This window comes from Gardnerella sp. DNF01199S, from assembly GCF_049244155.1.
Classification (GTDB): Bacteria; Actinomycetota; Actinomycetes; order Actinomycetales; family Bifidobacteriaceae; genus Bifidobacterium; species Bifidobacterium piotii.
Genome location: NZ_CP058380.1, coordinates 1,157,893 through 1,179,498, shown reverse-complemented (window position 1 = coordinate 1,179,498; position 21,606 = coordinate 1,157,893). Strand labels below are relative to the sequence as shown.

Sequence of the window (21,606 nt, the reverse complement as noted above, 5' to 3'; positions counted from 1 at the left end):
TTAAATGCTTATTTTCTTGCCATTTTAGTGGTGATTTTTCTGGTGATTTTAGTTGCGTTTTTCCTTGCGATTTTTCTTGCGATTTGAATCTAACTTTAGCGCTAACTCGAATTTAACTTTATATGTAGTCTTTTTTAACTACAATGTAGCTTATGACTATTGAGATTCCACAATTGGATGACTTGTTGAAGTTTGTTGAAAATAGCAAAATCCGTGACGCATACAATAATCCTAAATCTGCTCTTCATCTATCTTCGATTCTTCCAGCTCTTAGTGCTTCTATAGGATCGCCAATTTGCACACAAATCCATAAAAATCCTGATTCTTTGCGAGATTTGTTTGGGTTTCCTAAAGTAAAAAGTGCTGTTGTTGTGCTTGTGGATGGTCTTGGATATTGGAATCTTGCTATTAGAAAAGGTCATGCTCCATATTTGCGTGCTCTTCTTAACAACAGCGCAAATCAGCGCCCTATAACAACTTGCGTTCCTAGCACTACGGTTGCAGCAATGGCCACTTTTGGCACTGGGACTTGCCCTGGTCTTACTGCAATGACAGGATACACTCAAAAAAATCCTAAAACTGGCGCATTATCTCAATTAATCCAATTTAGGGATGCTCCAAATCCATTAGATTTGCAACGTCAGCCTACAATATTCGAGTCGCTTTCTAGATTGGGTGTTAGAGCAAACCACGTAAGTCTTTCAAAATTTGAGGATTCTCCTTTAACTCAAGCAGCTTTTAGAGGAGCTAAATTTATAAGCGGAACAACTGCTAGAGCGCGAATTATGAATGCTGCAAACAGCACTAAAACGCCTGGTTTAACGTATTTGTATCTTAGAGATATAGACAAAATCGGTCACAATTATGGTTGGAAATCCGAGAATTGGGTTTCTATTTTTGAGCAGATAGACGCACAATTAAATCTTTTAAGAAAAAATTGTCAAAAAGGCACTCTAATCGTTATTACGGCAGACCATGGAATGATTGAGTCAAATCCAGATTTGAAAATAGATATTGCAAAAGATAGTCGTCTTACTAAAGGAGTTAAGCTTGTTGGGGGAGAGCCTAGGTCTGTTATGCTATACGCGGAAGATGGCGCAAATCCAGAAGACATTGCGTTAAGGTGGACTAATGTTTTGCAAGATAAAGCGCGTGTTAGAACTAAAGAGCAAGCTGTTAAAGATGGCGTTTTTGGAGAAATCAGCTCGCTTGCGCTAAGCGTTATTGGAGATGTTCTTGTTCAAGCAAAGTCATCTGTAACAATCGTTGATTCTAGAATCGAAACAGAAAAAGCCATGAACTTGCCGAGTGTTCATGGCTCTATGAGCGCAATGGAAATGGATATTCCGTGCTTAGTTGATATAGCTTAATTTACGCTAAATCATCCTTCGCCAAAAAGAATCTCATCCCAGCTAGGAACAGCTGCACGGCTGCTCTTTTTGGCTTTAGAATGTTCGTTTGCGCGCGCTTTAGTAGACTTTGGCGTTTGCGCAGACTTTGGCGCTTCTATCGAAACAGTTTTGTCTGCTTGAACGTGATTATCTTTTTTATTTTCTTGATTTGCTTGTTTTTCTTCTTCGTTGCGCGATTCACTATTAGAGCTATAGCTAGAGTTATTGCTAAAAAGCGCATTTGCATTGTTGCTAGCTTTGTTCAAATCGGAATTGGACGAGTTTGCTATATTCGATGCGATTTGTACGGCATTTATACTGTTAGATACAGCATTTGCATCCACTTGGTTCTCGCTATTTGCAACTAAAGTACTTAGATTATTGTTTTGCTCGTAGCTTTGCAAAGAATCTAAAGGATTTGCGTTATTTTGGTCTAGTGATTTATTCGCATTGTATTGTTCTTGTGCGTTTTGTGCGTTTGCGTTTTGCGCATTTTGGTCTTGCTCATTTTTTGCATTTTGCGCTTGCATTGCAACGTTTGCAACATTTGCAAGGTTCTCACTATTCCTTGATTCCCATTGAGAAACAGCGCGCTCTATTCTTGCAGAACGAATTGAGTTTCCTGGAAGATCTTCGTTTGCAAATGGGAAGCTAATGCTTACAGTATCTCTATAAGTTCCGCCAAATTGTGACTTCTTGGAAGAATCATTATTCATAACTTCTTCGCCAAGTAACAATCTTGCAGAAGGATTAGCGCAAGCAACGGAGTTATCATGCATGTTCCAAGTCCACTCGGCTTTTATTGTGCGAGTAGCAGTGTTGAATTCTGCTGTTATAAGCCATGGTTCAAGTCCGCGTCTTGTGGCACGCCACTTTACTGTTTCCATTCCAATATGCGCTTTTGCAAGAGTGCGCTCAATTAAATCCGAAAGAGTTCGCATATTGCTTTGTTTAGGCGCTGGAACAGTCAAGAATTGTTCAATAGCATATTGCTTTTCGGTTTCTACTCCGCTTGAGAATCGTCTAACTTGAGATTCGCTTACGTTGTAGCGCTTTGCAACATGTTCTGGTTCTAATCCAGCGCGTATTAAAGCTTGAATTTGAGATATAGGCAGAGTTGCTGTAGTTGCATTTGGCGAATCGTCCGATTTGCCAGTCGAGTTAACTGTATTTTGATTACGTCCATCAACATTTGTTAGTTTTTTCGACTCGGCGATTGCGCGCTCCAGCGTGTCGTCAACATGAATTTTTAACGGCGTGTTTTCAAAAATAAAAATTAAATCGCCATTATTATCCACATGATCGAAACTCGCCTCTTTTGGCGGATTTTCAAGCATTGCGCACCACTTTCCTCGCTTTTAACGATACTTATAACATACTTTAGTCCATAGTATGCCTTCTTTGCCATTTTCTATTAATAAAAAAGCGAGTATTCTATGCGGGGTAGCTTTCATGTATGCTATGCGCGTAGGTAGATTTAGACTAATTGCTATAAATAGTGCTAATCGCTATAAATAAAGTAGAAAAGTAGTTTTAAGCAATAAGTAATCTTAAAAACGAAAGGACCATAATGGCACAGGATTATGATTCTCCTCGTAGTAAAGACGAAGACGAGGAGTCGTTGGAAGCATTGAGCAAAGGCTCTCAAAATTCTGCAAACGATATAGACGATGACGAAAACGCTATTGCAGAAGATTACGAGTTGCCAGGCGCAGATCTTAGCAACGAAGATGCATCTGTTACAGTAATACCAATGCAAGGTGATGAGTTCATTTGCTCCGAATGCTTCCTTGTAAAGCACAGAAGTCAGCTCGCTCAAATGTCTCAAGACGGTCAACCGATTTGTAAGGAGTGCGCAGCTTAATGGCTTACGATGATACCTATACGGGCCCAGAGCAGGTGGAAGTTCTTATTAAATATTTGAACGATGGAACAGATAGCCAGGCTGCAATGGAGCATCTTTCTTACGCCCATGCTGGAGATGCTGGAGCGGATTTGCGAACTACGCAAGACGTTACATTGCGTCCATTTGAGCGTGCTCTAGTGCCGACTGGCGTTGCAATCGCCTTGCCTGCTGGATACGTGGCTTTGGTTCATCCGCGTTCTGGTTTAGCTGTAAAACAGGGTGTTACTGTTCTTAATGCTCCAGGAACGATTGATGCTGGGTATCGTGGAGAGATTAAGGTTCCATTAATCAATATGGATCCAAATAATACTGTGCAATTTAATCGTGGAGATCGCATAGCTCAGCTTGTTATTCAACGCTATGTTGAAGCTAGGTTTGTTGAAGCAAGTCAGCTTCCAGGCTCCGATAGATCCACTAAAGGATTTGGCTCTACTGGCGTGCAATGAGGTGACATTCAATGGGAGAATCTCAAGAAGATATTAAAGGCGCTAATATGCTCGGGTGTGAAATTAGCGAAGATATGCGAGACCCATTGCGTCCTATATTGCAAATGTGCAAGTGGCATCATCCCGATGAAAACATGGATATTTTGCATAAGGCGTATAAAAGAGCCGTAAAACAGCATACGGGTCAAAGGCGTAAATCGGGAGAGCCGTACATTATTCACCCTCTTGCTGTAGCTCAAATTTTAGCTGATCTTGGAATGGGACCGATTGTTGTTGCAGCAGGATTATTGCACGATACTGTAGAAGACACAGATTACACGCTAGAAGAGTGCAGAGCAGACTTTGGAGACACGGTTGCTGGCCTTGTAGATGGCGTTACAAAAATATCCAATATGGAGTACGGCGAAAGCGCTCAAGCAGAAACAATTCGCAAAATGGTTGTTGCAATGAGCCGAGATGTGCGAGTGTTAGTAGTAAAACTTGCAGATCGATTACATAATGCGCGTACGTGGAGGTACGTTAAGGCGTCTAGCTCGCATAAAAAAGCTCGAGAAACTTTAGATGTTTACGCTCCTCTTGCAAATCGACTCGGCATGAATGCCATTAAAACAGAGCTTGAAGAGCTAAGCTTTAAGGTTTTGTACCCTAAGATTTACAACGAAATCGTAGTGTTAGTTGCTAGAAGAGCTGGCCAGCGAGAAGTCTACTTGCGTCAAATCCTAGAAGAAATCAACGAAGATTTAAGTCAGCAGCGAGTAAAAGCTTCTGTTAAGGGGCGTCCAAAAGATTACTTTTCAATTTACCAAAAGATGATTGTTCGCGGCCACGATTTTGAAAATATCTACGACCTTGTAGGCGTTAGAATAATCGTTGATTCTATTCGAGACTGTTATGCGGCTCTTGGCGCAGTTCACGCGCGTTGGAGCCCTGTTCCAGGCCGATTTAAGGACTACATTGCTACTCCTAAGCTAAATATGTATCAAAGCTTGCACACTACTGTTGTAGGCCCTGGCGGAAAGCCTGTTGAGATTCAAATTCGCACATGGGATATGCATAGGCGTGCTGAGTTTGGTATTGCTGCACACTGGAAGTACAAAGCAAACGGCCAAGCTGGACGCGCTTTAAGCAAGCCAGATAAGGGTGATGTTAAGCGCGAGCAAGAAGAAAACAAAGAGCTTAGCGAATTAGATAACTTAAAGTGGATTCAGCAGCTTGCAGATTGGACCAGCGAAACGCCAGATTCCGACGAATTCTTGGGATCCTTAAAGCAAGATCTTGGAGCTTCAGAAGTCTACGTGTTTACTCCAAAGGGAAGTATTGTTGCTCTTCCGCAAGACGCAACACCAGTTGACTTTGCTTATTCTGTGCATACGGAAGTTGGACACAGAATGATGGGCGCTCGCGTAAATGGAAAGCTTGTTCCACTAGATACAAAGCTTAACAACGGAGACACTGTAGAAGTTCTTACATCAAAGTCCGATACTGCTGGTCCTTCTAGAGATTGGCTTAGTTTTGTAAAAAGCCCTAGAGCTAGAAATAAGATTAGGCAATGGTTTAGCAAGGAACGCCGTTCAGAGGCCATTGAAGAGGGCAAAGACGAGCTTACGCGCGCTATGCGTAAACGTAACTTGCCTTTGTCTACTTTGCTCACTCCGCAAGCGTTAATAGGCGTTGCAGAAGAGCTTAATATTACTGCTAACGTAGAAGCTGTTTATGCTGCGATTGGCGAAGGTCAAGTTTCTACGCAAAATGTTATTTCTCGTCTTGTTAAAGATGCAGGAAGCGAAGAAGTAGCAGAAGAAGCGCAAGAAGAGGCGCTTCCGCTTAGAAGAGCAGAGCGTAGTCGCAAGTCTAACGGCGTTCTTGGCGTTTCTGTAAAGGGTGTTGGAGACGTTTGGGTTAAGCTTGCGCGCTGTTGCATGCCTGTTCCAGGAGACAATATTGTTGGCTTTATAACAAGGAATCAGGGCGTTTCTGTTCATAGAACAGATTGCCAAAATATGATTGATTTGCAAAAGTCGCAATCGGAGCGTGTTATTCCTGTGCAATGGACTAGCGACAAAGGCTTGTTCCTTGTTAAAGTTCAAGTAGAAGCTTTGGATCGTCAGCATTTGCTTTCGGATGTTACACGAGTTCTTTCGGATCATGGTGTAAATATTCTTTCGGGAACGATTGCTACTGGGGACGATCGCGTTGCTACAAGTCAATTTACGTTTGAAATGGCAGATCCTCAGCATTTGAATACTCTTCTTGCTGCGATTCGTAAGATTGATGGCGTTTTTGACGTTTATAGAATTACGGGTGCAAAAGATAGTGCGGAACCGCGACTTAGAAGAATGGAACGCGATTAAACAGTAACTAAATCGTAGCTAAAGCGCAACTAAACAATAAAACTTCCAGTCAAATAATGCTTTGGCTGGAAGTTTTATTATTGCAATTTTTATATTATTTTTGCTTTATTTTAGCTAATGTTTTTACTTAATAACATCAATAGATATGATTCCAACTGGCTCTAGTGGAGCATCAGACCTATCTGTTGGAACAGATTCGAGCTTATCTACAACAGCTTTGGACTCATCATCTACGACTTCTCCAAAAATCGTATGATGGCCATCAAGCCAAGGAGTTGGAACAGTTGTTATAAAGAATTGAGATCCATTCGTGCCATGCAAGCGGCCATCGCGTCCGCGTTGCTTTCCAGCATTTGCCATTGCGAGCAAATATGGCTTATCGAACTTTAGAGATGGGTCAATCTCGTCGTCAAATTCGTAGCCAGGGCCGCCCATTCCGTTTCCAAGAGGGCATCCGCCTTGAATCATAAAATCTTTAATAATTCTGTGGAAAGTTAAGCCATTGTAGAAAGGCTCATTAGACTTTTCGCCGCTAAAAGGATCAGTCCACTCTTTTTCGCCAGTTGCCAAGTCAACGAAATTTTTTACTGTAATAGGCGCTTTATCGTCAAAAAGATTAATCTTTATATCGCCTTCAGACGTATGCATATTAATAAGTGTCATATTGCGATTCTCCCATACATTAAAGACTGTTTATTGTTTATTTTGATTAATATCAGCGCTCGTGATGGTTGATTTTGTTGGATATTAAATCTCCAATGCTTTGCACTAATTGCACAAGAATAATGCACAAAATTACTGCTGCGCTCATAACGTCGTATTGGTAGCGTTGGTACCCGTAGCGAATCGCAATATCTCCAAGTCCGCCTGCGCCAACTGTTCCAGCCATTGCAGAGAATCCAAAAAGTGTGATAAAAGTCAATGCTGCTCCGCGAATTAGCGAAGGCAAGCTTTCAAAAAGCAATACTTTGAATACGATTTGTGTGTTGCTTGCTCCAAAACTTTGAGCAGCTTCTATAAGACTTCCGTCAACTTCTGCCAAAGATTGCTCGACAATTCGCGCTACGAATGGCGCAGCTGTTATAACAAGCGGAACAATTGCTCCTGGAACACCTAAAGATGTTCCAACAATAAGCCTTGTAAGTGGGATTATAGCAACAAGCAAAATTATAAACGGAATAGATCGCACAACGTTTACAATGCTTCCTAAAACAGTGTTAAGCAGCGCGTTTTTGCAAATTCCTTGCTTTGCGCTTGTTATAAGAAGAACTCCTATTGGAAGTCCTATTACGTATGCAAATAATGTAGATATTGAAGTCATAACAATTGTGTCTTTTGTGCCTTCAATAATTAGTTCTCCATATTCGTCTATAAATTGTGAAATATTTTCTAGCATCTTATTTCACCTCGCTGTTTTCGCTGTTTTCGTTGCTGTTGCTGATGTTTTTGCTGTTATCTCTATGATTTTCAACATTTTCGTTTGCAATAAGTGTTTTTAGAATATTGCTTTGCGGATTCTTAAAAAGCGTTGAAGTATCGCCGATTTCTACGATTTTTCCACTATCAATCATTGCGACTCTATCGCAAATATTGCGTGCAACTGCAAGAGAGTGAGTAATAATAACCAATGTAACGTTAAGATCTCGGTTAATTCTTCTAAGCAAATCAAGTATTTGCGCAGTAGTTGTTGAATCCAATGCGCTTGTAGCTTCGTCACAAAGCATTATCGAAGGATTGTTAGCAAGCGCTCGCGCAATAGCAACACGTTGCTGCTGGCCGCCAGAAAGCTGAATAGGGTAGCGGTTTGCTAAATCTTTTAAGCCAACTAAGTCAAGCAAATATTTTGCTCGCTCTTCTCGTTCGTTTTTATTCGTGTGGTTTAGTTCCAAAGGAAAAGTCACATTTTGCAATACAGTTCGCTGCTGGAAAAGACTAAAGTTTTGGAAAATCATGCCAATATTTGACCTGATATTAGATAAATCGCGATTTTTAGCGTCTGTAATATCTTTTCCGTCTATTACAACTTTTCCGCTCGTAGGTCTTTCTAGAAGGTTTATGCATCGAACTAGCGAAGACTTTCCAGCTCCCGAAGAACCTAAAATTCCAAAGACTTCTCCCGATTCAATAGTCAAATTAATGTCTTTAAGCGCTTCGTGCTTAGTTTTGCCGCTTGAATAAGTCTTGTAAAGATGTTCAATCTGAATCATTTTTCCACCGATTGTAGAACGAATTGTAAAACGAATTGTAAAACAAATATGAGGCACGTGCCTCTAGTTTTTTAGAGGCACATGTCTCTTTTTTTTTTATTTGCGATTAAACGCTGTAGTCACGTTAAAACACTGGAAGAACAGCGCCGTTGTAGTTTTTCTTTATAAAATCACGAACTTCATCTGTTTTTAACGCTTTTACAAGAGCCTTGATTTTAGCAAGTTTTTCGGAGCCCTTCTTAACAGCAATAATGTTTTCGTATGTCTTAGCGGCTACGCCTCCAACTTTTTCGCTTGTGAGAGGATCTTTAGTTGGGTTAAATCCAGCTTGAATAGCGTAGTTTCCGTTTAGAGCAGCTAAATCAACGTCTTTAACGACTGTTGGAACCAAAGAGGCGTCTATTTCCTTAAACTTTAGATTCTTTGGATTAGAAACAATATCCTTCTTGGTTGAGTTAACATCCTTTGGATTCTTTAGCTTAAGAAGACCTGCGTCTTGCAAAAGAAGAAGTGCGCGAGCTTCGTTGGTTGGATCGCTAGGAACAGCAACTGTTGCGTCATCTTTTAAGTCCTTAATTGTTTTAGTCTTTCCTGGGTAAAGTCCAAATGGCTCAAAGTGGATTCCAGCAATAGAAATAATATGCGTTCCTCTTTCTTTATTAAAGTTATCTAAGTATGGCAAATGCTGATGGTAGTTTGCGTCTGCTTCGCCTTCTTCTACAGCAGTATTTGGCTGAACGTAATCAGTAAATTCCTTAACAACCAACTTATAGCCTTGCTTTTGCAAAATCGGCTTAACTACTTTATTCAAAATATCGCTGTGAGGAGTTGGGGAAGCTGCAACCTTAATCACCTTATCGTCTTTAGTTGCTCCATTTGCAGAAGATCCGCATGCGCTTAGCGAAAGACCCAAAATCGCAGTTAGTGCTGTAAAAGCTGCAATAATCTTTGTGTTCTTCTTTGTGATTTTCATGTTTTTCCCCTTGTCTTTTAATGTTTTTGTTCGTTGATTATTTTGTTTCTTAGCAACGGAATATCAATATATGCGATTTTGCAGCCTCTTCGCTACCTATTTTCTATTTGTATAATTTATGACGAGTTAGTAATACTAATAAAATCAATAAGATAATCAACAATTATTTTTTGCATTTAGGACTTGATTTTTTGTTTTTTGCTTGTTTTTTACGATTGGCGTTTTGCGATTGTTCTATTTGCAAAGCTAAAACGTTTTTATTGCAATATGACTTATGCAATGCGGCTTATGCAACATGGCTTATAATAAAAACATGACTTCTTTGCGTTTAGCTTTAGCTCAAATTGACACTTGCGTTGGAAATATAAGCAAAAATACGGATGAAATATTGCGATTTTGCAAAGACGCAAGTAGTGGTAACGCCGATATTGTTGTGTTTCCAGAAATGACACTAACTGGGTATCCAATCGAAGACCTTGCTTTGCGTGCAACATTTAGAAAAGCAGCTAGTGACGCTGCTTATAGTCTTGCAAAAAGCTTAAAAGATAGCGGATTAGGTGATTTACACGTTGTTGTTGGAACGGTTGGTGTAGACGATGAGTTAGGTAAGCCAAGAAATCGCTTGCTTGTTATTAACAACGGAAAAGTGGCACTTGTTTACGACAAACATTTTTTGCCAAATTATGGCGTTTTTGACGAATTTAGAATTTTCTCTTCTGGAAACGATTGCGGAATTCTAAACGTTAAAGGCGCAAAATTAGGATTTGCGATTTGCGAAGATATTTGGCAAGATGGCGGCCCAGTTGCGCGTCTTTCTAAAGAGGGTATTGATGTTCTAGTAACAATCAACGGTTCTCCATACGAAGAAGGCAAAACGGATATTCGATTAAAACTGGCTCAAAAGCGTGCAAAAGAGGTTGATGCTCCGCTTGTTTATGTAAATCAAGTTGGTGCTCAAGACGATCTTGTTTTTGATGGCGGCAGCTTTGTAGTAAATGCAGACGGGTCTTTGATTGAGCGTTCTAAGATGTTTGATCAAGACTTAAGTTTTGTTGATTTTAATACAGATTTAGATGTGCAAAAGTGCTCGACGATTGCTCAAAAATTAGACCCAGACGAAGAAGTTTATTGCGCATGCGTTTTAGGACTTAGAGATTACATGCGTAAAAATGGCTTTAAGGGAGTTTGCTTAGGACTTTCTGGCGGAATCGACTCTGCGCTAGTTGCAACTATGGCGGCGGATGCTTGCGGAGGGCAAAACGTTTGGGGAATTTCAATGCCAAGCATGTATTCTTCGCTTGGTTCTAAAGACGATGCTTGCGATTTAGCTAAGCGCCTTGGAGCACATTACGATATTCAGCCTATTGAGCCGCTTTTTAAGTCATTCCAAAATCAGCTTGATTTGCAAGGTGTTGCTGCAGAAAATTTGCAAGCGCGAGTTAGAGGCGTGATTGTTATGGCGTACTCTAATTCAAAAGGTTTGCTGGCTTTAGCTACTGGCAATAAGTCGGAGCTTGCATGTGGTTATTCTACGATTTATGGAGATGCGGTAGGTGGGTATGCTCCTATTAAAGATTTGTTTAAGACTCGCGTTTGGGCGCTTTCTAGATGGCGTAATCGCGCTGCTAAAAATGGCGTAGGTCTTGGAATGTTGCCTATTGCTGGCAGTGAAGATTTTTCTAAAGAAAATAATCCTAAAGAAAATGCTCCAAAAGATGGCATTCTTATACCTGTAAACTCTATTGTTAAGCCTCCAAGTGCCGAGCTTAGGCCAGGGCAAAAGGACTCGGATTCTTTGCCAGAATACGATTTGCTAGACAAAGTGTTAGAGGCTCATATCGAGCTTGCTCACGGCAGGGCGGATTTGCTTGCAGACGGTTTTGATGAGCGCACAGTTGATACAGTTATTCGGCTTGTAGACCGCGCAGAATGGAAGCGTAGGCAGTATCCGTTAGGGCCAAAAGTTAGTGCGATTGCGTTTGGCAGAGATAGGCGAATTCCAGTAACAACGGCGTTTAGGGAATAGGCGGAGGCTGGGAACGGATTGGTGAAGCTTGGGAAAAGTCGCAAGCAACCGCCCGTTCGCTACGCGTTGTATATGTGCTAGTTTGAGGATTCAAACTAGCATTTTTATTAAAAATAAGCTAAAAAACAGTAAAATGTGAGGTAACTCACGTTAAAAATGTCAAAAATCGACGTGTACTGTTTAAACATTGCTCTAACATAGTAGAGAAGGCGACGTGAAGAAGCGTCGTGGATACGAAAGGAGTCAAATATGGCATCAGTGGATGCATCCGTTCTCAGCGAAGAGGATCTTCGTGCAAAAGCGTGGGATGGTTTTACAAGCGGCAATTGGGAAAAAGATATTGACGTTCGTGACTTTATCCTAAAGAATTACACCCCATACGAGGGTGATGAGACGTTCTTGGCAGACGCTACCGAAAAAACGAAGCATATGTGGAAGTACCTCGACGACAACTACTTGGCTGTCGAGCGTGAGCGCCGCGTATACGACGTTGAAACACATATTCCAGCAGGAATTGACGCAATGCCAGCAGGCTACATTGAAAGCCCAGAAGTAGATAACGTAATCGTAGGTCTTCAAACCGACGAACCTTGCAAGCGCGCTATGATGCCAAACGGCGGTTGGCGAATGGTTGAGCAGGCCATTAAGGAAGCTGGCAAGGAAGTAGATCCAGAAATCAAGAAGATTTTCACCGTTTATCGCAAGACTCATAACGATGGCGTGTTTGGTGTTTACACCAAGAATATTAAGATTGCTCGCCACAACAAGATTTTGACTGGTTTGCCAGACGCTTATGGCCGTGGCCGTATTATTGGTGATTATCGTCGCGTGGCTCTTTACGGCGTAAACATGCTTATTGAGTTCAAGAAGCGAGATAAGGATTCTATTCCATACCGCAACGACTTTACTGAGACCGAGATTGAGCATTGGATTCGCTTCCGCGAAGAGCACGATGAGCAAATCAAGGCTTTGAAGCAGCTTATTAACTTGGGTAATGAGTATGGCTTGGATTTGAGCCGCCCAGCTCAAACCGCTAAGGAAGCTGTTCAGTGGACTTACATGGGCTATCTTGCTTCTGTTAAGAGCCAGGATGACGCTGCAATGAGCTTCGGCCGTGTTTCCGCATTCTTCGATTGCTACTTTGAGCGCGATTTGAAGGCTGGATTAATCAACGAAACCGATGCTCAGGAAATCATTGATGCATTGGTTATGAAGCTTCGTATTGTACGCTTCTTGCGCACTAAGGATTACGACGCAATCTTCTCTGGAGATCCATACTGGGCAACTTGGTCCGATGCAGGCTTCAGCGATGATGGTCGCACCTTTGTTACTAAGACTTCGTTCCGTTTGCTCAACACTTTGACTCTTGAGCATCTTGGGCCAGGTCCAGAGCCAAACATCACTATTTTCTGGGATCCAAAGCTTCCAGAAGCCTACAAGCGTTTCTGCGCACGAATCTCTATCGACACTTCTGCAATTCAGTACGAGTCCGATAAAGATATTCGTGAGCACTGGGGCGATGACGCTGCTATTGCTTGCTGCGTTTCCCCAATGCGCGTTGGTAAGCAAATGCAGTTCTTCGCTGCACGCGTTAACTCCGCAAAGGCTTTGCTCTACGCGATTAACGGTGGCCGCGATGAGATGACTGGCATGCAGGTTATTGATAAGGGCGTTATTGACCCAATCAAGCCAGAAGCTGATGGAACTCTTGACTACGAGAAGGTTAAGGCCAACTACGAGAAGGCTTTGGAATGGCTTTCCGAAACCTACATTGAGGCTTTGAACATAATCCACTACATGCACGATAAGTACGCATACGAGTCCATTGAGATGGCTTTGCACGATAGGGAAGTCTATCGTACACTCGGTTGCGGTATGTCTGGCTTGTCTATTGCTGCAGATTCCTTGGCTGCTCTAAAGTATGCAAAGGTTTACCCAATCTACAACAAGGATGCTAAGACTACTGAAGGCCACGAGTACGAGTACATCGAAGGCGCAGACGACGACTTAATCGTTGGTTACAAGACGGTTGGCGAGTTCCCAATCTACGGTAACGATGATGATCGTGCTGATGACTTGGCAAAGTGGGTTGTAAGCACTGTTATGGGTCAGGTAAAGCGTTTGCCTGTATACCGTAATGCTGTTCCAACTCAGTCCATCTTGACTATTACTTCTAATGTTGAGTACGGCAAGAACACTGGTTCCTTCCCATCTGGCCACAAGAAGGGCACTCCTTACGCTCCAGGTGCAAACCCAGAAAATGGTATGGATTCGCACGGTATGCTTCCATCCATGTTCTCTGTTGGCAAGATTGACTATGACGATGCTCTCGATGGTATCTCTTTGACTAACACCATTACTCCAGATGGTTTGGGTAGAGATGAAGGCGAGCGCATTAGCAACCTTGTTGGTATTTTGGACGCTGGCAACGGCCACGGCTTGTACCACGCAAACATCAACGTTTTGCGTAAGGAACAGCTTGAAGACGCTGTTGAGCATCCAGAAAAGTACCCACACCTTACGGTTCGTGTTTCTGGCTACGCAGTGAACTTTGTAAAGCTCACTAAGGAGCAGCAGCTCGACGTTATTTCTCGTACATTCCACCAGGGTTCAGTTACTGACTGATTCTGATTGATTGCGAATGCCGCCGGGAGTGAGCAGGTTTTGCTCCTGGCGGCTTTTCAAATAAAATAGACTTAATAGATATACCAAAGACGGTTATAGGGGGCATATAGATGGCTGAAAACACAGCATTTCGCACTACGACTCAGCACATGTTAAAGGAGTCAAAAGAGTATGCCCGACAAACTTTAATGGGTGGTCTTTCTGGTTTTGAATCTCCAATTGGATTAGACAGAAAAGACCGCTTAGTTGCTCTTAAAACTGGCGATATTGGATTTGTGCATTCGTGGGATATTAACACTTCTGTTGATGGCCCTGGCACTCGTATGACGGTGTTTATGAGTGGCTGCCCACTTCGTTGCCAATATTGCCAAAATCCTGATACTTGGAAAATGCGTGACGGCAAGCCAGTCTACTTAGATGCAATGATTAAAAAAGTAGACCGTTATCAAAGTCTTTTTAAGGCAACAGGCGGCGGAATCACGTTTTCTGGCGGAGAGTCTATGATGCAACCAGCTTTTGTATCTAGAGTCTTTCGTGCAGCAAAAGAGATGGGCGTGCATACTTGCTTAGATACTTCTGGCTTTTTGAATCGCAATTATACAGACGAAATGATTGACGACATTGATCTTTGCTTGCTAGATGTTAAATCTGGTATTGAAGAAACGTATAAAAAAGTAACTGGCGGCTTGCTTCAGCCAACTATTGACTTTGGTCAGCGATTGGCGAAAGCTGGTAAGAAGATTTGGGTGCGTTTTGTGCTTGTTCCAGGTCTTACAGACAGTGAAGAAAATGTTGAAAAAGTTGCTGAGATTTGCGATTCGTTTGGGGATGCTGTTGAGCATATTGACGTGCTTGGATTCCATCAACTAGGTCGCCCAAAGTGGCATGAGCTTAGGATTCCGTACCCTCTTGAGAATCAAAAAGGACCTTCTAAGGCGCTTAAAGAGCGAGTTGTAAACCAGTTCAAAGACCACGGTTTTGTTGTGTACTAGACTGCATTTAGGCTGCATTTAGACTGCGTCAAAAATGTAACTGTAATTTAGGCAATCTTTGCGTATAGTATTGTTTTTTTTTTAAAGGATTTTGTATAATTATACAAATACCCTTTTTAGAGAAAGGATACGCAATGAAGCGCAGAATAGGTTGTTGGATTGCATTAGCTTTTGCATTAGCGTTAGCTATTTTTGCACGGTGTAACGATCAGTTTGGCTTTGGCACAGCGATTATTATTTTAATTGTTTTGCCAATAATTTTGTTGCCGATAAATATCGTTGCGGCTTTCGATAAGAAACCTCTTATTGAAGTGCCGATAATATCTATTGCTATAACTATCGCTACAGAACTTGCCACTTTCCCAATAAGCGATTTAGGCATACATGCTCTCTATGTTATCCCAACAGTTTTAGTTTCGGCAGTCGCATTTACTCTTACTAGATTCCTTAAAACTAGGCTTGTTAAGCGCATAAATCGCGAAATAGCAAACAATAAAGCAGATTGATTATTTATTTGATTATTTATTTTTGATTAGTCGTAGTTGTGTGCGAAAGTTGAAGCCGTGTTAAAAGATGCATAATCTATAACACGGCTTAAATATTTTTTACGGATATTTTGCAAAAAGTACATAATATTTTGCAAAAAGCGTAAGAATTTGGCTAAAGCGTACAATCGGGAGGCGTTCTTGAATAAGGAACCAAAGCTCTTAAAAGAGCCTAGAGAAGGAGTTCCAGAAGTCATTGATACGCTTGAATCATATAAAGAATATTGTAATTTGTTAGCAGCAGGGTCGGGTCCTTTGGCTGCAGACGCAGAGCGCGCATCTGGTTTTAGATATGGTCACGAAGATTGGCTGATTCAGTTCAAACGCAAAGGTGCAGGAATTGGATTGCTGGACCCAATAGCGCTAGGAAAACTTGGCGTTGATTGGCATGAATTTAACCAGGCAGTAGGGGACGCGCCTTGGATTATTCACGATTCTATGCAAGATTTGCCAGGATTTTTCGATATTGGTTTGCGTCCGCGTGCTTTATTTGATACAGAAATCGCAGCTAAATTGCTTGGTAGAAAGCGATTTGGATTAAGCTCTGTAACTGAATATTATTTGGGGCTTACTCTTGCAAAAGAACATTCTGCAGCGGATTGGTCATATAGACCTCTTCCTAGAGATTGGCGAAATTACGCGGCTTTAGACGTTGAATTGCTAATCGAATTAGAAGAAGTAATGAGCGGCGAGTTAAAAAAGCAAGGCAAGCTTTTATGGGCAAATCAAGAGTTTGCACACTTATTAAGTAAAGGTGCTCAAAAGAAGGCTCCTCACCCAAATCCTTGGCTTAGAATATCTCATATAAGCGTTCTTATGCACGATAAAATCGGCTTAATGATTGCAAAAGAGCTTTGGCAAAAGCGAGATGAGCTTGCTTGTCAATACGATATTGCGCCAACTCTATTGCTTTCGGATGCTGCGATTATTGAAGCAGGCAAGCGAAAGCCAAGTAATTCTAGGGAGTTTCGCTCAATTCGCATTCTTAACGAACGCGTTAGGATTCACACGGGCAGCGAGCAAGACAAGATGTTTGAACGTTATGCTCCTATTCAGCGCAAAATCAAGCCAAATGTGTGGAAAATCGTTATAGAAGACGCGATTAGTCGTGCTAAAAGTGGGGAAGTTGCTATTGTTTCTAAACTTGATGATTCAAGTAGTAAATATGGCAATTACTGCGATTCTAGCGATTCTGAAGATTCCGCGGATTCTGGCGATTCTGCGGATTCTAGCGACGCACAAGAATCGCAAGCAGCTCCACGATCTATGAAGTATTGGCGTGATCATCATCCCAAAAGATATGAGCGCTTACAAAATGTAAAGCAGTCTTTAATCAAGATTGCAGAAGATACGCACACGCCTACGGAAATCATTATTAAACCGCAAATTATTCGCAATCTTTGTTGGCAAGATAATATTGAGCATATTGATGTTAAGGAGTTTCTTGTAGAGCAGGGTGCAAGAACGTGGCAAAGCGATTTAATTGCTGAGTCCGTAACTCGCGCTATTATGTAACGGTTGTGCCATATGGCAGAAGCTAGAAAACGTAATTTCAGGAGCGCAAGCGTGAAAATCAGCGTCAGGAATCTTGAGCCAACTAAGGTTAAGCTCACCATTACCGCAGATCTCGAAGATTTTGAGCCATTTATGGATCAGGCTCGTAAAGAGATCGCAAAGCAAATCAACGTGCCAGGTTTCCGTAAGGGACACGTACCAGGCAAGATTGTAGATCAGCGAGTTGGCTTCGGAGCTGTTGCCGGTGAAGCTGTAAATTCTGCTGTTCCAGAGCTTTATTCTAAGGCTTTGGAAGAAAAGAAGATTCGCCCAATGGATCAGCCAGAATTTGATGTTCAGGAAGTCCCAGAATCTGCTAAAGACGAACTTAAGCTTAAGTTTGTTGCAACTGTTGAGCGTCGCCCAGAGTTCAAGCTTAACAAGTTTAAGGGTGTAGAAATCGAAGTAGAGAAGCCAGAAGTTAAAGACAGCGATGTTGAGGCTCGTCTTGAGGCTTTGCGCGCACGTTTTGGCACTCTTGTTGGTGTTGATCGCCCAGCTAAGAAGGGTGATTTTGCTAACATTGATTTGGAAGCTAAGATTAACGACGAAGTTGCCGATTCTCAAAATGGCGTAAGCTACGAGCTTGGTTCCAACACCATGCTTGATGGTTTGGATGAGGCTTTGGAAGGTCTTTCCGCTGGAGAAGAAACCACTTTTGAAGGCACTCTTGAGGCTGGAAAGAACCAAGGAAAGAAGGCTCAGGTTAAGGTAAAGGTTAACTCCGTTAAGGCTCAAGAATTGCCAAAGCTTGACGATGAGTTTGCTAAGGAAGCATCTGAGTTCGACACTTTGAAGGAACTTAAGGAAGACGTTCGTAAGTCTTTGGAGCAAGCAAATGAAGGTCGCCAGGCAACTCTTGCTCGCGATGCCTTTATTGCTAAGATTCAGGAAGAAGTTGAAATTCCTGTGCCAAAGGGTGTTAAAGATAAGGCTGTTGCCGAGCATCTTAAGGGTATGACTCCAGACCCAGAAAAGGCCACTAAGAAGCAAAAGGAAGAGGCTGAAAAGGCTGCAGAAAAGGAGCTTCGTGACCAAATGGTTCTCGACGCTTTGGCAGAAAGCCTCGATGTTTCTGTTTCTCAAGCAGACGTTACCAACTTCTTGGTTTCTGTTGCTCAACAGTACGGAATGGATCCAAGCCAGTTTATTAACGCTATTGTTCGCAATGGTCAGCTTGGTTCTGCTGTTCAAGAAGTTGCTCGCTCTAAGGGCTTGCTTGCTGGTATGCGTGCTGTAAAGTTTGTTGCTGGCGGAGAAGCTCTTGATTTGAGTGCTTTCTTGTCGGAAGATGAAGAGCCAGAAGATGAAAGCGTTAAGGCTGCTTCTGCTGCTGCAGCTGTTGCCGATGAGCTTTCTGCTGAAAAGTAGTTAGAGTCTTCTAAATTAGAATCTTCTAATAATCTTGTTATTTAAGACCTAGTAGAGCATAACTCTGCTGGGTCTTACTTATATTTAATTAAGCTGGGTCTTACCTATATCTAATTAAATAATTACGATAATTACAGGGTTATAGAATTACAGGACTACAAGGTTACAGAGAAATCTTAAGAATTGCGAGACATTATGGATAGTAGTGCTAAAACTAAGCATGAATCTTGTTGCAGATTTGGCAAATTAGGCAAATCTTGCAAGTTATTTAGTTTTGCAATTCTAGTAGCGCGTTTTATTGTAGTCTCTGTTGCTCTTGGCGTTCTTGTTGGCTTAGGAGCAACAGTTCTTACGCTTATTTTTTACGCTGTACAATACCTTGCTTTTGGCTCAATTGAATCTGCTAAAAATACTGTATTTTTAGGGCTTCCTTGGTATCGATACGTGCTACCTGGCACAATTGCTATGACTATTGCTGCACTGGCTTGGTATTTTTTGCGAAAGAAGGAGAATCCTCCTCGAATCGTTACTATTCCGCAAGCCGTTAGTGGCAGTAGAATGCCAATTTTTTCTACTATTGCACATGTTTTATTGCAAATCGGCATTGTTGGTTCTGGAATTTCAATCGGCAGGGAAGTAGCTCCGCGAGAATTGGCCGCAATGATTGCTCAGCGTTGCAGCAGTATTTTTAATGTGTCTGTTAAAACTCAGCGTATACTAGTTGCGTCTGCTGCAGGTGCTGGCTTGGCTGCAGTGTACCACGCGCCTTTGGCTGGCACCGTGCTTTCTTTAGGTTTGCTTAGTAAAACTCAAGGTTTTGGTTTTTATGCGTGGCTAAATCGCGAAAATGGCTCTGTAATAGTTAATGCACTTAAAAATATTGCGCGCTCGGAGCGTTTGCGTTGCTTGCCTTTTGCTCTTGTTATGAATTATGTTGCTGCGTTTGTTGTTGAGTTTTTATTGCATCATTCTAGATATTACAATATTTCGCAATTTTCTTGCGTGATTTCTTGGCAAATTTGCGTTTTAACTGTTGTTGTTGGTGTAGTGTGCGGCTTAGTTGGTTACGTTTTTCGCTTGGGTATTATTTGGTGTAGAACTCATGCTTTGCGCGGCATGCAAATGCTGTGTTTTATGCCTGTAGCTGGCTTAGTTATTGGTGTTGCGGCTTGTTGGTTTCCGCATATTATGGGGAATGGTAGGTCGCTTTCTCAACTTGCGTTTTCTGTATCTAGCTTCCCGTATATGGCAGCAAGCTCGCATATTGTTACTATTTTGTTGCTTCTTGCGCTAATGAAAATGCTTATGACTGTGCTTGTTTTGCGCTACGGTGCTTCTGGAGGAGTGTTGCAACCGAGTATTTCAACGGGTGCTTGTTTTGGTGTGATTTTATACGCTATTTTTTCAACATCTAATTTTTTGCAAGTTTTTGATATTTCGCAAGTTTCTGCGATTTCTGTAGCTATTATTGGTGCTGCTTCTTTACTTGCGTCTTCTAGAAAAGCTCCGATTATGGCGTGGCTTTTAGTTGCGGAATTAGTAAACGCACCCTTTGCATTACTTTGTCTTATGCTATTTGCGGTGATTGTGTCTAGTTGTGTATCTAATTGCGTGTCTAATTGCGTTGAGCACTTTACTTCGCATTCTTGTTTTGCGGTCACGCGCACACGATAGTCTAGATATATTCAAAATGTTTGTAAGGAGATAAGGTGACTGATCTGTTTACGGCTTCTCCCGTTATGCAAGAAGGGGAGCCACAAAATCCAACGGATTCGATTTTTAATCAACTCTTAAAAGATCGTATTATTTGGCTTGGCTCTGAAGTCAAGGATGAAAATGCCAATATTATTTGCGCTCAGATGCTTATGCTAGCTGCGCAAGATCCTAAGAAAGATATTTGGCTTTATATTAATTCGCCAGGTGGTTCTATTACCGCTGGAATGGCTATTTACGACACTATGCAGCTTATTGAGCCAGATGTTGCTACGATTGCTGTTGGCATGGCCGCTTCTATGGGTCAGTTCTTGCTGAGCTCTGGTACGCCTGGTAAGCGTTTTATTACGTCTCACGCTCGCGTGCTAATGCATCAGCCTTCTGGCGGTGTTGGTGGCACTGCTACAGACGTGCGTATTAATGCTGAACTTATTATGGATATGAAGAAAACTCTCGCTGAGCTAACTGCGCAGCAGACTGGTCATACTGTTGAAGAGATCTACCGAGACAACGAGTATGATCATTGGTTTACAGCTCAGCAGGCTTTGGAGTATGGCTTTGTAGATAAGATTGTTACCACTCCAGCTTCTATGCGTGGGGAGGAGTGATTTTAATGGCAAGTGAAGAAGCAAAGTTTGTTGCTCGCGCTAAGCGTTTGGGCGGCTTTGGTCAGACCAGCGGTGTGTTTACGAATCGTTACGTTTTGCCGCAATTTGGTGAGCAAACGCCATACGGCATGAAAACGCAAGATCCATACACTAAGCTTTTTGAAGACCGCATTATTTTTATGGGTGTTCAGGTTGACGACACTTCTGCAGACGACATTATGGCTCAGCTTTTGGTTCTAGAAAGCATGGATCCAAGTAGAGATGTAATGATGTACATTAACTCTCCAGGCGGTTCTATGACGGCTATGACGGCCATTTACGACACCATGCAATACATTAAGCCAGATGTGCAAACGGTGTGCTTGGGTCAAGCTGCTTCGGCTGCTGCGATTTTACTTGCTGCTGGTGCTGCTGGTAAGCGCATGATTTTGCCAAATGCTCGCGTGCTTATTCATCAACCTGCAATGGGTCAAGATTTTGGCAAGGCTACAGAGATAGAGCTTCAAGCTAAGGAAATGTTGCGTTTGCGCGAATGGTTAGAGGCCACTCTTGCAAAGCACACTGGCCAAAGTGTTGAGCGCATTCGTAAAGATATTGAGGTAGACACTATTCTTACCGCTCCTCAAGCTAAAGAATATGGTATGGTAGACGAGGTTCTGGAGCATAGAGCTTAAGGATTTTATGTTTTAGATTCTTATGTTTTAGATTCAAACCCTGGCGTGGCGACACGCCAGGGTTTGTATTTTTGCAAAGATGGTTGTATATTAGTCAAGTTGCCAAAAACAACGGAAAGTTAAAGTTCCAAGTTTTTGGAGAACATGCGCCAGTAGCCCAACGGATTAGAGCATCTGACTACGGATCAGAAGGTTGCAGGTTCGAATCCTGTCTGGCGCACAGG

At 42.0% G+C, this 21,606-nt stretch carries 18 protein-coding genes and 1 tRNA gene; 14 read left to right on the top strand and 5 right to left on the bottom strand.

Annotated elements, in window-relative coordinates:
* Positions 1-152: 152 nt before the first annotated feature.
* Positions 153-1,370 (top strand): alkaline phosphatase family protein, encoded by a 1,218-nt coding sequence (locus tag HXT45_RS04695; RefSeq protein WP_018642368.1) that lies wholly within the window; start codon positions 153-155, stop codon positions 1,368-1,370.
* 11 nt (positions 1,371-1,381) lie between these two features.
* On the opposite strand, the gene sepH is transcribed toward HXT45_RS04695, so the two are convergent.
* Positions 1,382-2,728: a septation protein SepH gene (gene sepH / locus HXT45_RS04690; RefSeq protein WP_004132125.1), complete on the bottom strand. Its 1,347-nt coding sequence runs from the start codon at positions 2,726-2,728 to the stop codon at positions 1,382-1,384.
* A gap of 233 nt (positions 2,729-2,961) precedes the next feature.
* On the opposite strand from sepH, the gene HXT45_RS04685 reads away from it, so the two are divergent.
* From HXT45_RS04685 to HXT45_RS04675, 3 genes are read left to right on the top strand one after another with little or no spacing between them, the layout of a single operon-like run.
* A complete protein-coding gene (locus tag HXT45_RS04685; protein WP_004132126.1) occupies positions 2,962-3,255 on the top strand; it encodes a DUF4193 domain-containing protein in 294 nt (97 codons plus the stop codon).
* A complete protein-coding gene (gene dut, locus HXT45_RS04680) occupies positions 3,255-3,743 on the top strand; it encodes a dUTP diphosphatase (protein ID WP_004132127.1) in 489 nt (162 codons plus the stop codon). Before HXT45_RS04685 ends, dut begins: the two co-directional genes overlap by 1 nt.
* Positions 3,744-3,754: 11 nt before the next feature.
* Positions 3,755-6,094: a RelA/SpoT family protein gene (locus HXT45_RS04675; protein WP_421781440.1), complete on the top strand. Its 2,340-nt coding sequence runs from the start codon at positions 3,755-3,757 to the stop codon at positions 6,092-6,094.
* 123 nt (positions 6,095-6,217) lie between these two features.
* Here HXT45_RS04675 and HXT45_RS04670 read toward each other — a convergent pair whose 3' ends face one another.
* The 4 genes from HXT45_RS04670 to HXT45_RS04655 all read right to left on the bottom strand — a co-directional run bounded on the left by HXT45_RS04670 (position 6,218) and on the right by HXT45_RS04655 (position 9,274).
* Entirely contained in the window at positions 6,218-6,757 is a 540-nt protein-coding gene (locus HXT45_RS04670; protein ID WP_016635598.1) for a peptidylprolyl isomerase, read from the bottom strand.
* 52 nt (positions 6,758-6,809) lie between these two features.
* On the bottom strand, positions 6,810-7,490 hold the full coding sequence (locus tag HXT45_RS04665; RefSeq protein WP_020757914.1) for a methionine ABC transporter permease: 681 nt from the start codon (positions 7,488-7,490) through the stop codon (positions 6,810-6,812).
* 1 nt (position 7,491) lies between these two features.
* On the bottom strand, positions 7,492-8,301 hold the full coding sequence (locus HXT45_RS04660) for a methionine ABC transporter ATP-binding protein (RefSeq protein ID WP_020757915.1): 810 nt from the start codon (positions 8,299-8,301) through the stop codon (positions 7,492-7,494).
* Positions 8,302-8,425: 124 nt separating this feature from the next.
* The gene (locus HXT45_RS04655) at positions 8,426-9,274 is read right to left on the bottom strand and encodes a MetQ/NlpA family ABC transporter substrate-binding protein (protein WP_346284396.1); all 849 of its coding nucleotides are present in this window, start codon (positions 9,272-9,274) and stop codon (positions 8,426-8,428) included.
* 313 nt (positions 9,275-9,587) lie between these two features.
* Between HXT45_RS04655 and HXT45_RS04650 the strand changes: the two genes are divergently transcribed.
* The 10 genes from HXT45_RS04650 to HXT45_RS04605 all read left to right on the top strand — a co-directional run bounded on the left by HXT45_RS04650 (position 9,588) and on the right by HXT45_RS04605 (position 21,602).
* Positions 9,588-11,300, top strand: coding sequence for an NAD+ synthase (locus HXT45_RS04650; RefSeq protein ID WP_421782309.1), 1,713 nt, complete (start codon positions 9,588-9,590; stop codon positions 11,298-11,300).
* A 249-nt stretch (positions 11,301-11,549) separates the two neighbouring features.
* Positions 11,550-13,925 (top strand): formate acetyltransferase, encoded by a 2,376-nt coding sequence (locus HXT45_RS04645; protein WP_421781436.1) that lies wholly within the window; start codon positions 11,550-11,552, stop codon positions 13,923-13,925.
* 110 nt (positions 13,926-14,035) lie between these two features.
* Complete coding sequence (gene pflA, locus HXT45_RS04640; RefSeq protein ID WP_020973667.1) at positions 14,036-14,917, top strand: pyruvate formate-lyase-activating protein; 882 nt, start codon at positions 14,036-14,038, stop codon at positions 14,915-14,917.
* 134 nt (positions 14,918-15,051) lie between these two features.
* The gene (locus HXT45_RS04635; RefSeq protein WP_172540191.1) at positions 15,052-15,423 is read left to right on the top strand and encodes a hypothetical protein; all 372 of its coding nucleotides are present in this window, start codon (positions 15,052-15,054) and stop codon (positions 15,421-15,423) included.
* A gap of 180 nt (positions 15,424-15,603) precedes the next feature.
* The gene (locus tag HXT45_RS04630; RefSeq protein ID WP_421781434.1) at positions 15,604-16,977 is read left to right on the top strand and encodes an HRDC domain-containing protein; all 1,374 of its coding nucleotides are present in this window, start codon (positions 15,604-15,606) and stop codon (positions 16,975-16,977) included.
* 51 nt (positions 16,978-17,028) lie between these two features.
* Positions 17,029-18,387, top strand: a complete 1,359-nt coding sequence (tig, locus tag HXT45_RS04625) for a trigger factor (RefSeq protein ID WP_421781432.1) — start codon at positions 17,029-17,031, stop codon at positions 18,385-18,387.
* A gap of 195 nt (positions 18,388-18,582) precedes the next feature.
* Entirely contained in the window at positions 18,583-20,061 is a 1,479-nt protein-coding gene (locus HXT45_RS04620) for a chloride channel protein (protein WP_421781430.1), read from the top strand.
* A 35-nt stretch (positions 20,062-20,096) separates the two neighbouring features.
* Positions 20,097-20,708 carry an ATP-dependent Clp protease proteolytic subunit gene (locus HXT45_RS04615; RefSeq protein ID WP_032813113.1) on the top strand — a complete coding sequence of 204 codons (612 nt, stop codon included), beginning with the start codon at positions 20,097-20,099 and terminating at the stop codon, positions 20,706-20,708.
* A gap of 5 nt (positions 20,709-20,713) precedes the next feature.
* Complete coding sequence (locus HXT45_RS04610; RefSeq protein WP_016831437.1) at positions 20,714-21,382, top strand: ATP-dependent Clp protease proteolytic subunit; 669 nt, start codon at positions 20,714-20,716, stop codon at positions 21,380-21,382.
* A gap of 146 nt (positions 21,383-21,528) precedes the next feature.
* Positions 21,529-21,602, top strand: a tRNA-Arg gene (locus tag HXT45_RS04605).
* Positions 21,603-21,606: the final 4 nt, after the last annotated feature.

Coding starts and splice junctions, on each gene's coding strand:
- HXT45_RS04695 (WP_018642368.1), top strand. CDS start 153: ATGACTATTGAGATTCCACAATTGGATGACTTGTTGAAGTTTGTTGAA.
- sepH (WP_004132125.1), bottom strand. CDS start 2,728: ATGCTTGAAAATCCGCCAAAAGAGGCGAGTTTCGATCATGTGGATAAT.
- HXT45_RS04685 (WP_004132126.1), top strand. CDS start 2,962: ATGGCACAGGATTATGATTCTCCTCGTAGTAAAGACGAAGACGAGGAG.
- dut (WP_004132127.1), top strand. CDS start 3,255: ATGGCTTACGATGATACCTATACGGGCCCAGAGCAGGTGGAAGTTCTT.
- HXT45_RS04675 (WP_421781440.1), top strand. CDS start 3,755: ATGGGAGAATCTCAAGAAGATATTAAAGGCGCTAATATGCTCGGGTGT.
- HXT45_RS04670 (WP_016635598.1), bottom strand. CDS start 6,757: ATGACACTTATTAATATGCATACGTCTGAAGGCGATATAAAGATTAAT.
- HXT45_RS04665 (WP_020757914.1), bottom strand. CDS start 7,490: ATGCTAGAAAATATTTCACAATTTATAGACGAATATGGAGAACTAATT.
- HXT45_RS04660 (WP_020757915.1), bottom strand. CDS start 8,301: ATGATTCAGATTGAACATCTTTACAAGACTTATTCAAGCGGCAAAACT.
- HXT45_RS04655 (WP_346284396.1), bottom strand. CDS start 9,274: ATGAAAATCACAAAGAAGAACACAAAGATTATTGCAGCTTTTACAGCA.
- HXT45_RS04650 (WP_421782309.1), top strand. CDS start 9,588: ATGACTTCTTTGCGTTTAGCTTTAGCTCAAATTGACACTTGCGTTGGA.
- HXT45_RS04645 (WP_421781436.1), top strand. CDS start 11,550: ATGGCATCAGTGGATGCATCCGTTCTCAGCGAAGAGGATCTTCGTGCA.
- pflA (WP_020973667.1), top strand. CDS start 14,036: ATGGCTGAAAACACAGCATTTCGCACTACGACTCAGCACATGTTAAAG.
- HXT45_RS04635 (WP_172540191.1), top strand. CDS start 15,052: ATGAAGCGCAGAATAGGTTGTTGGATTGCATTAGCTTTTGCATTAGCG.
- HXT45_RS04620 (WP_421781430.1), top strand. CDS start 18,583: ATGGATAGTAGTGCTAAAACTAAGCATGAATCTTGTTGCAGATTTGGC.
- HXT45_RS04610 (WP_016831437.1), top strand. CDS start 20,714: ATGGCAAGTGAAGAAGCAAAGTTTGTTGCTCGCGCTAAGCGTTTGGGC.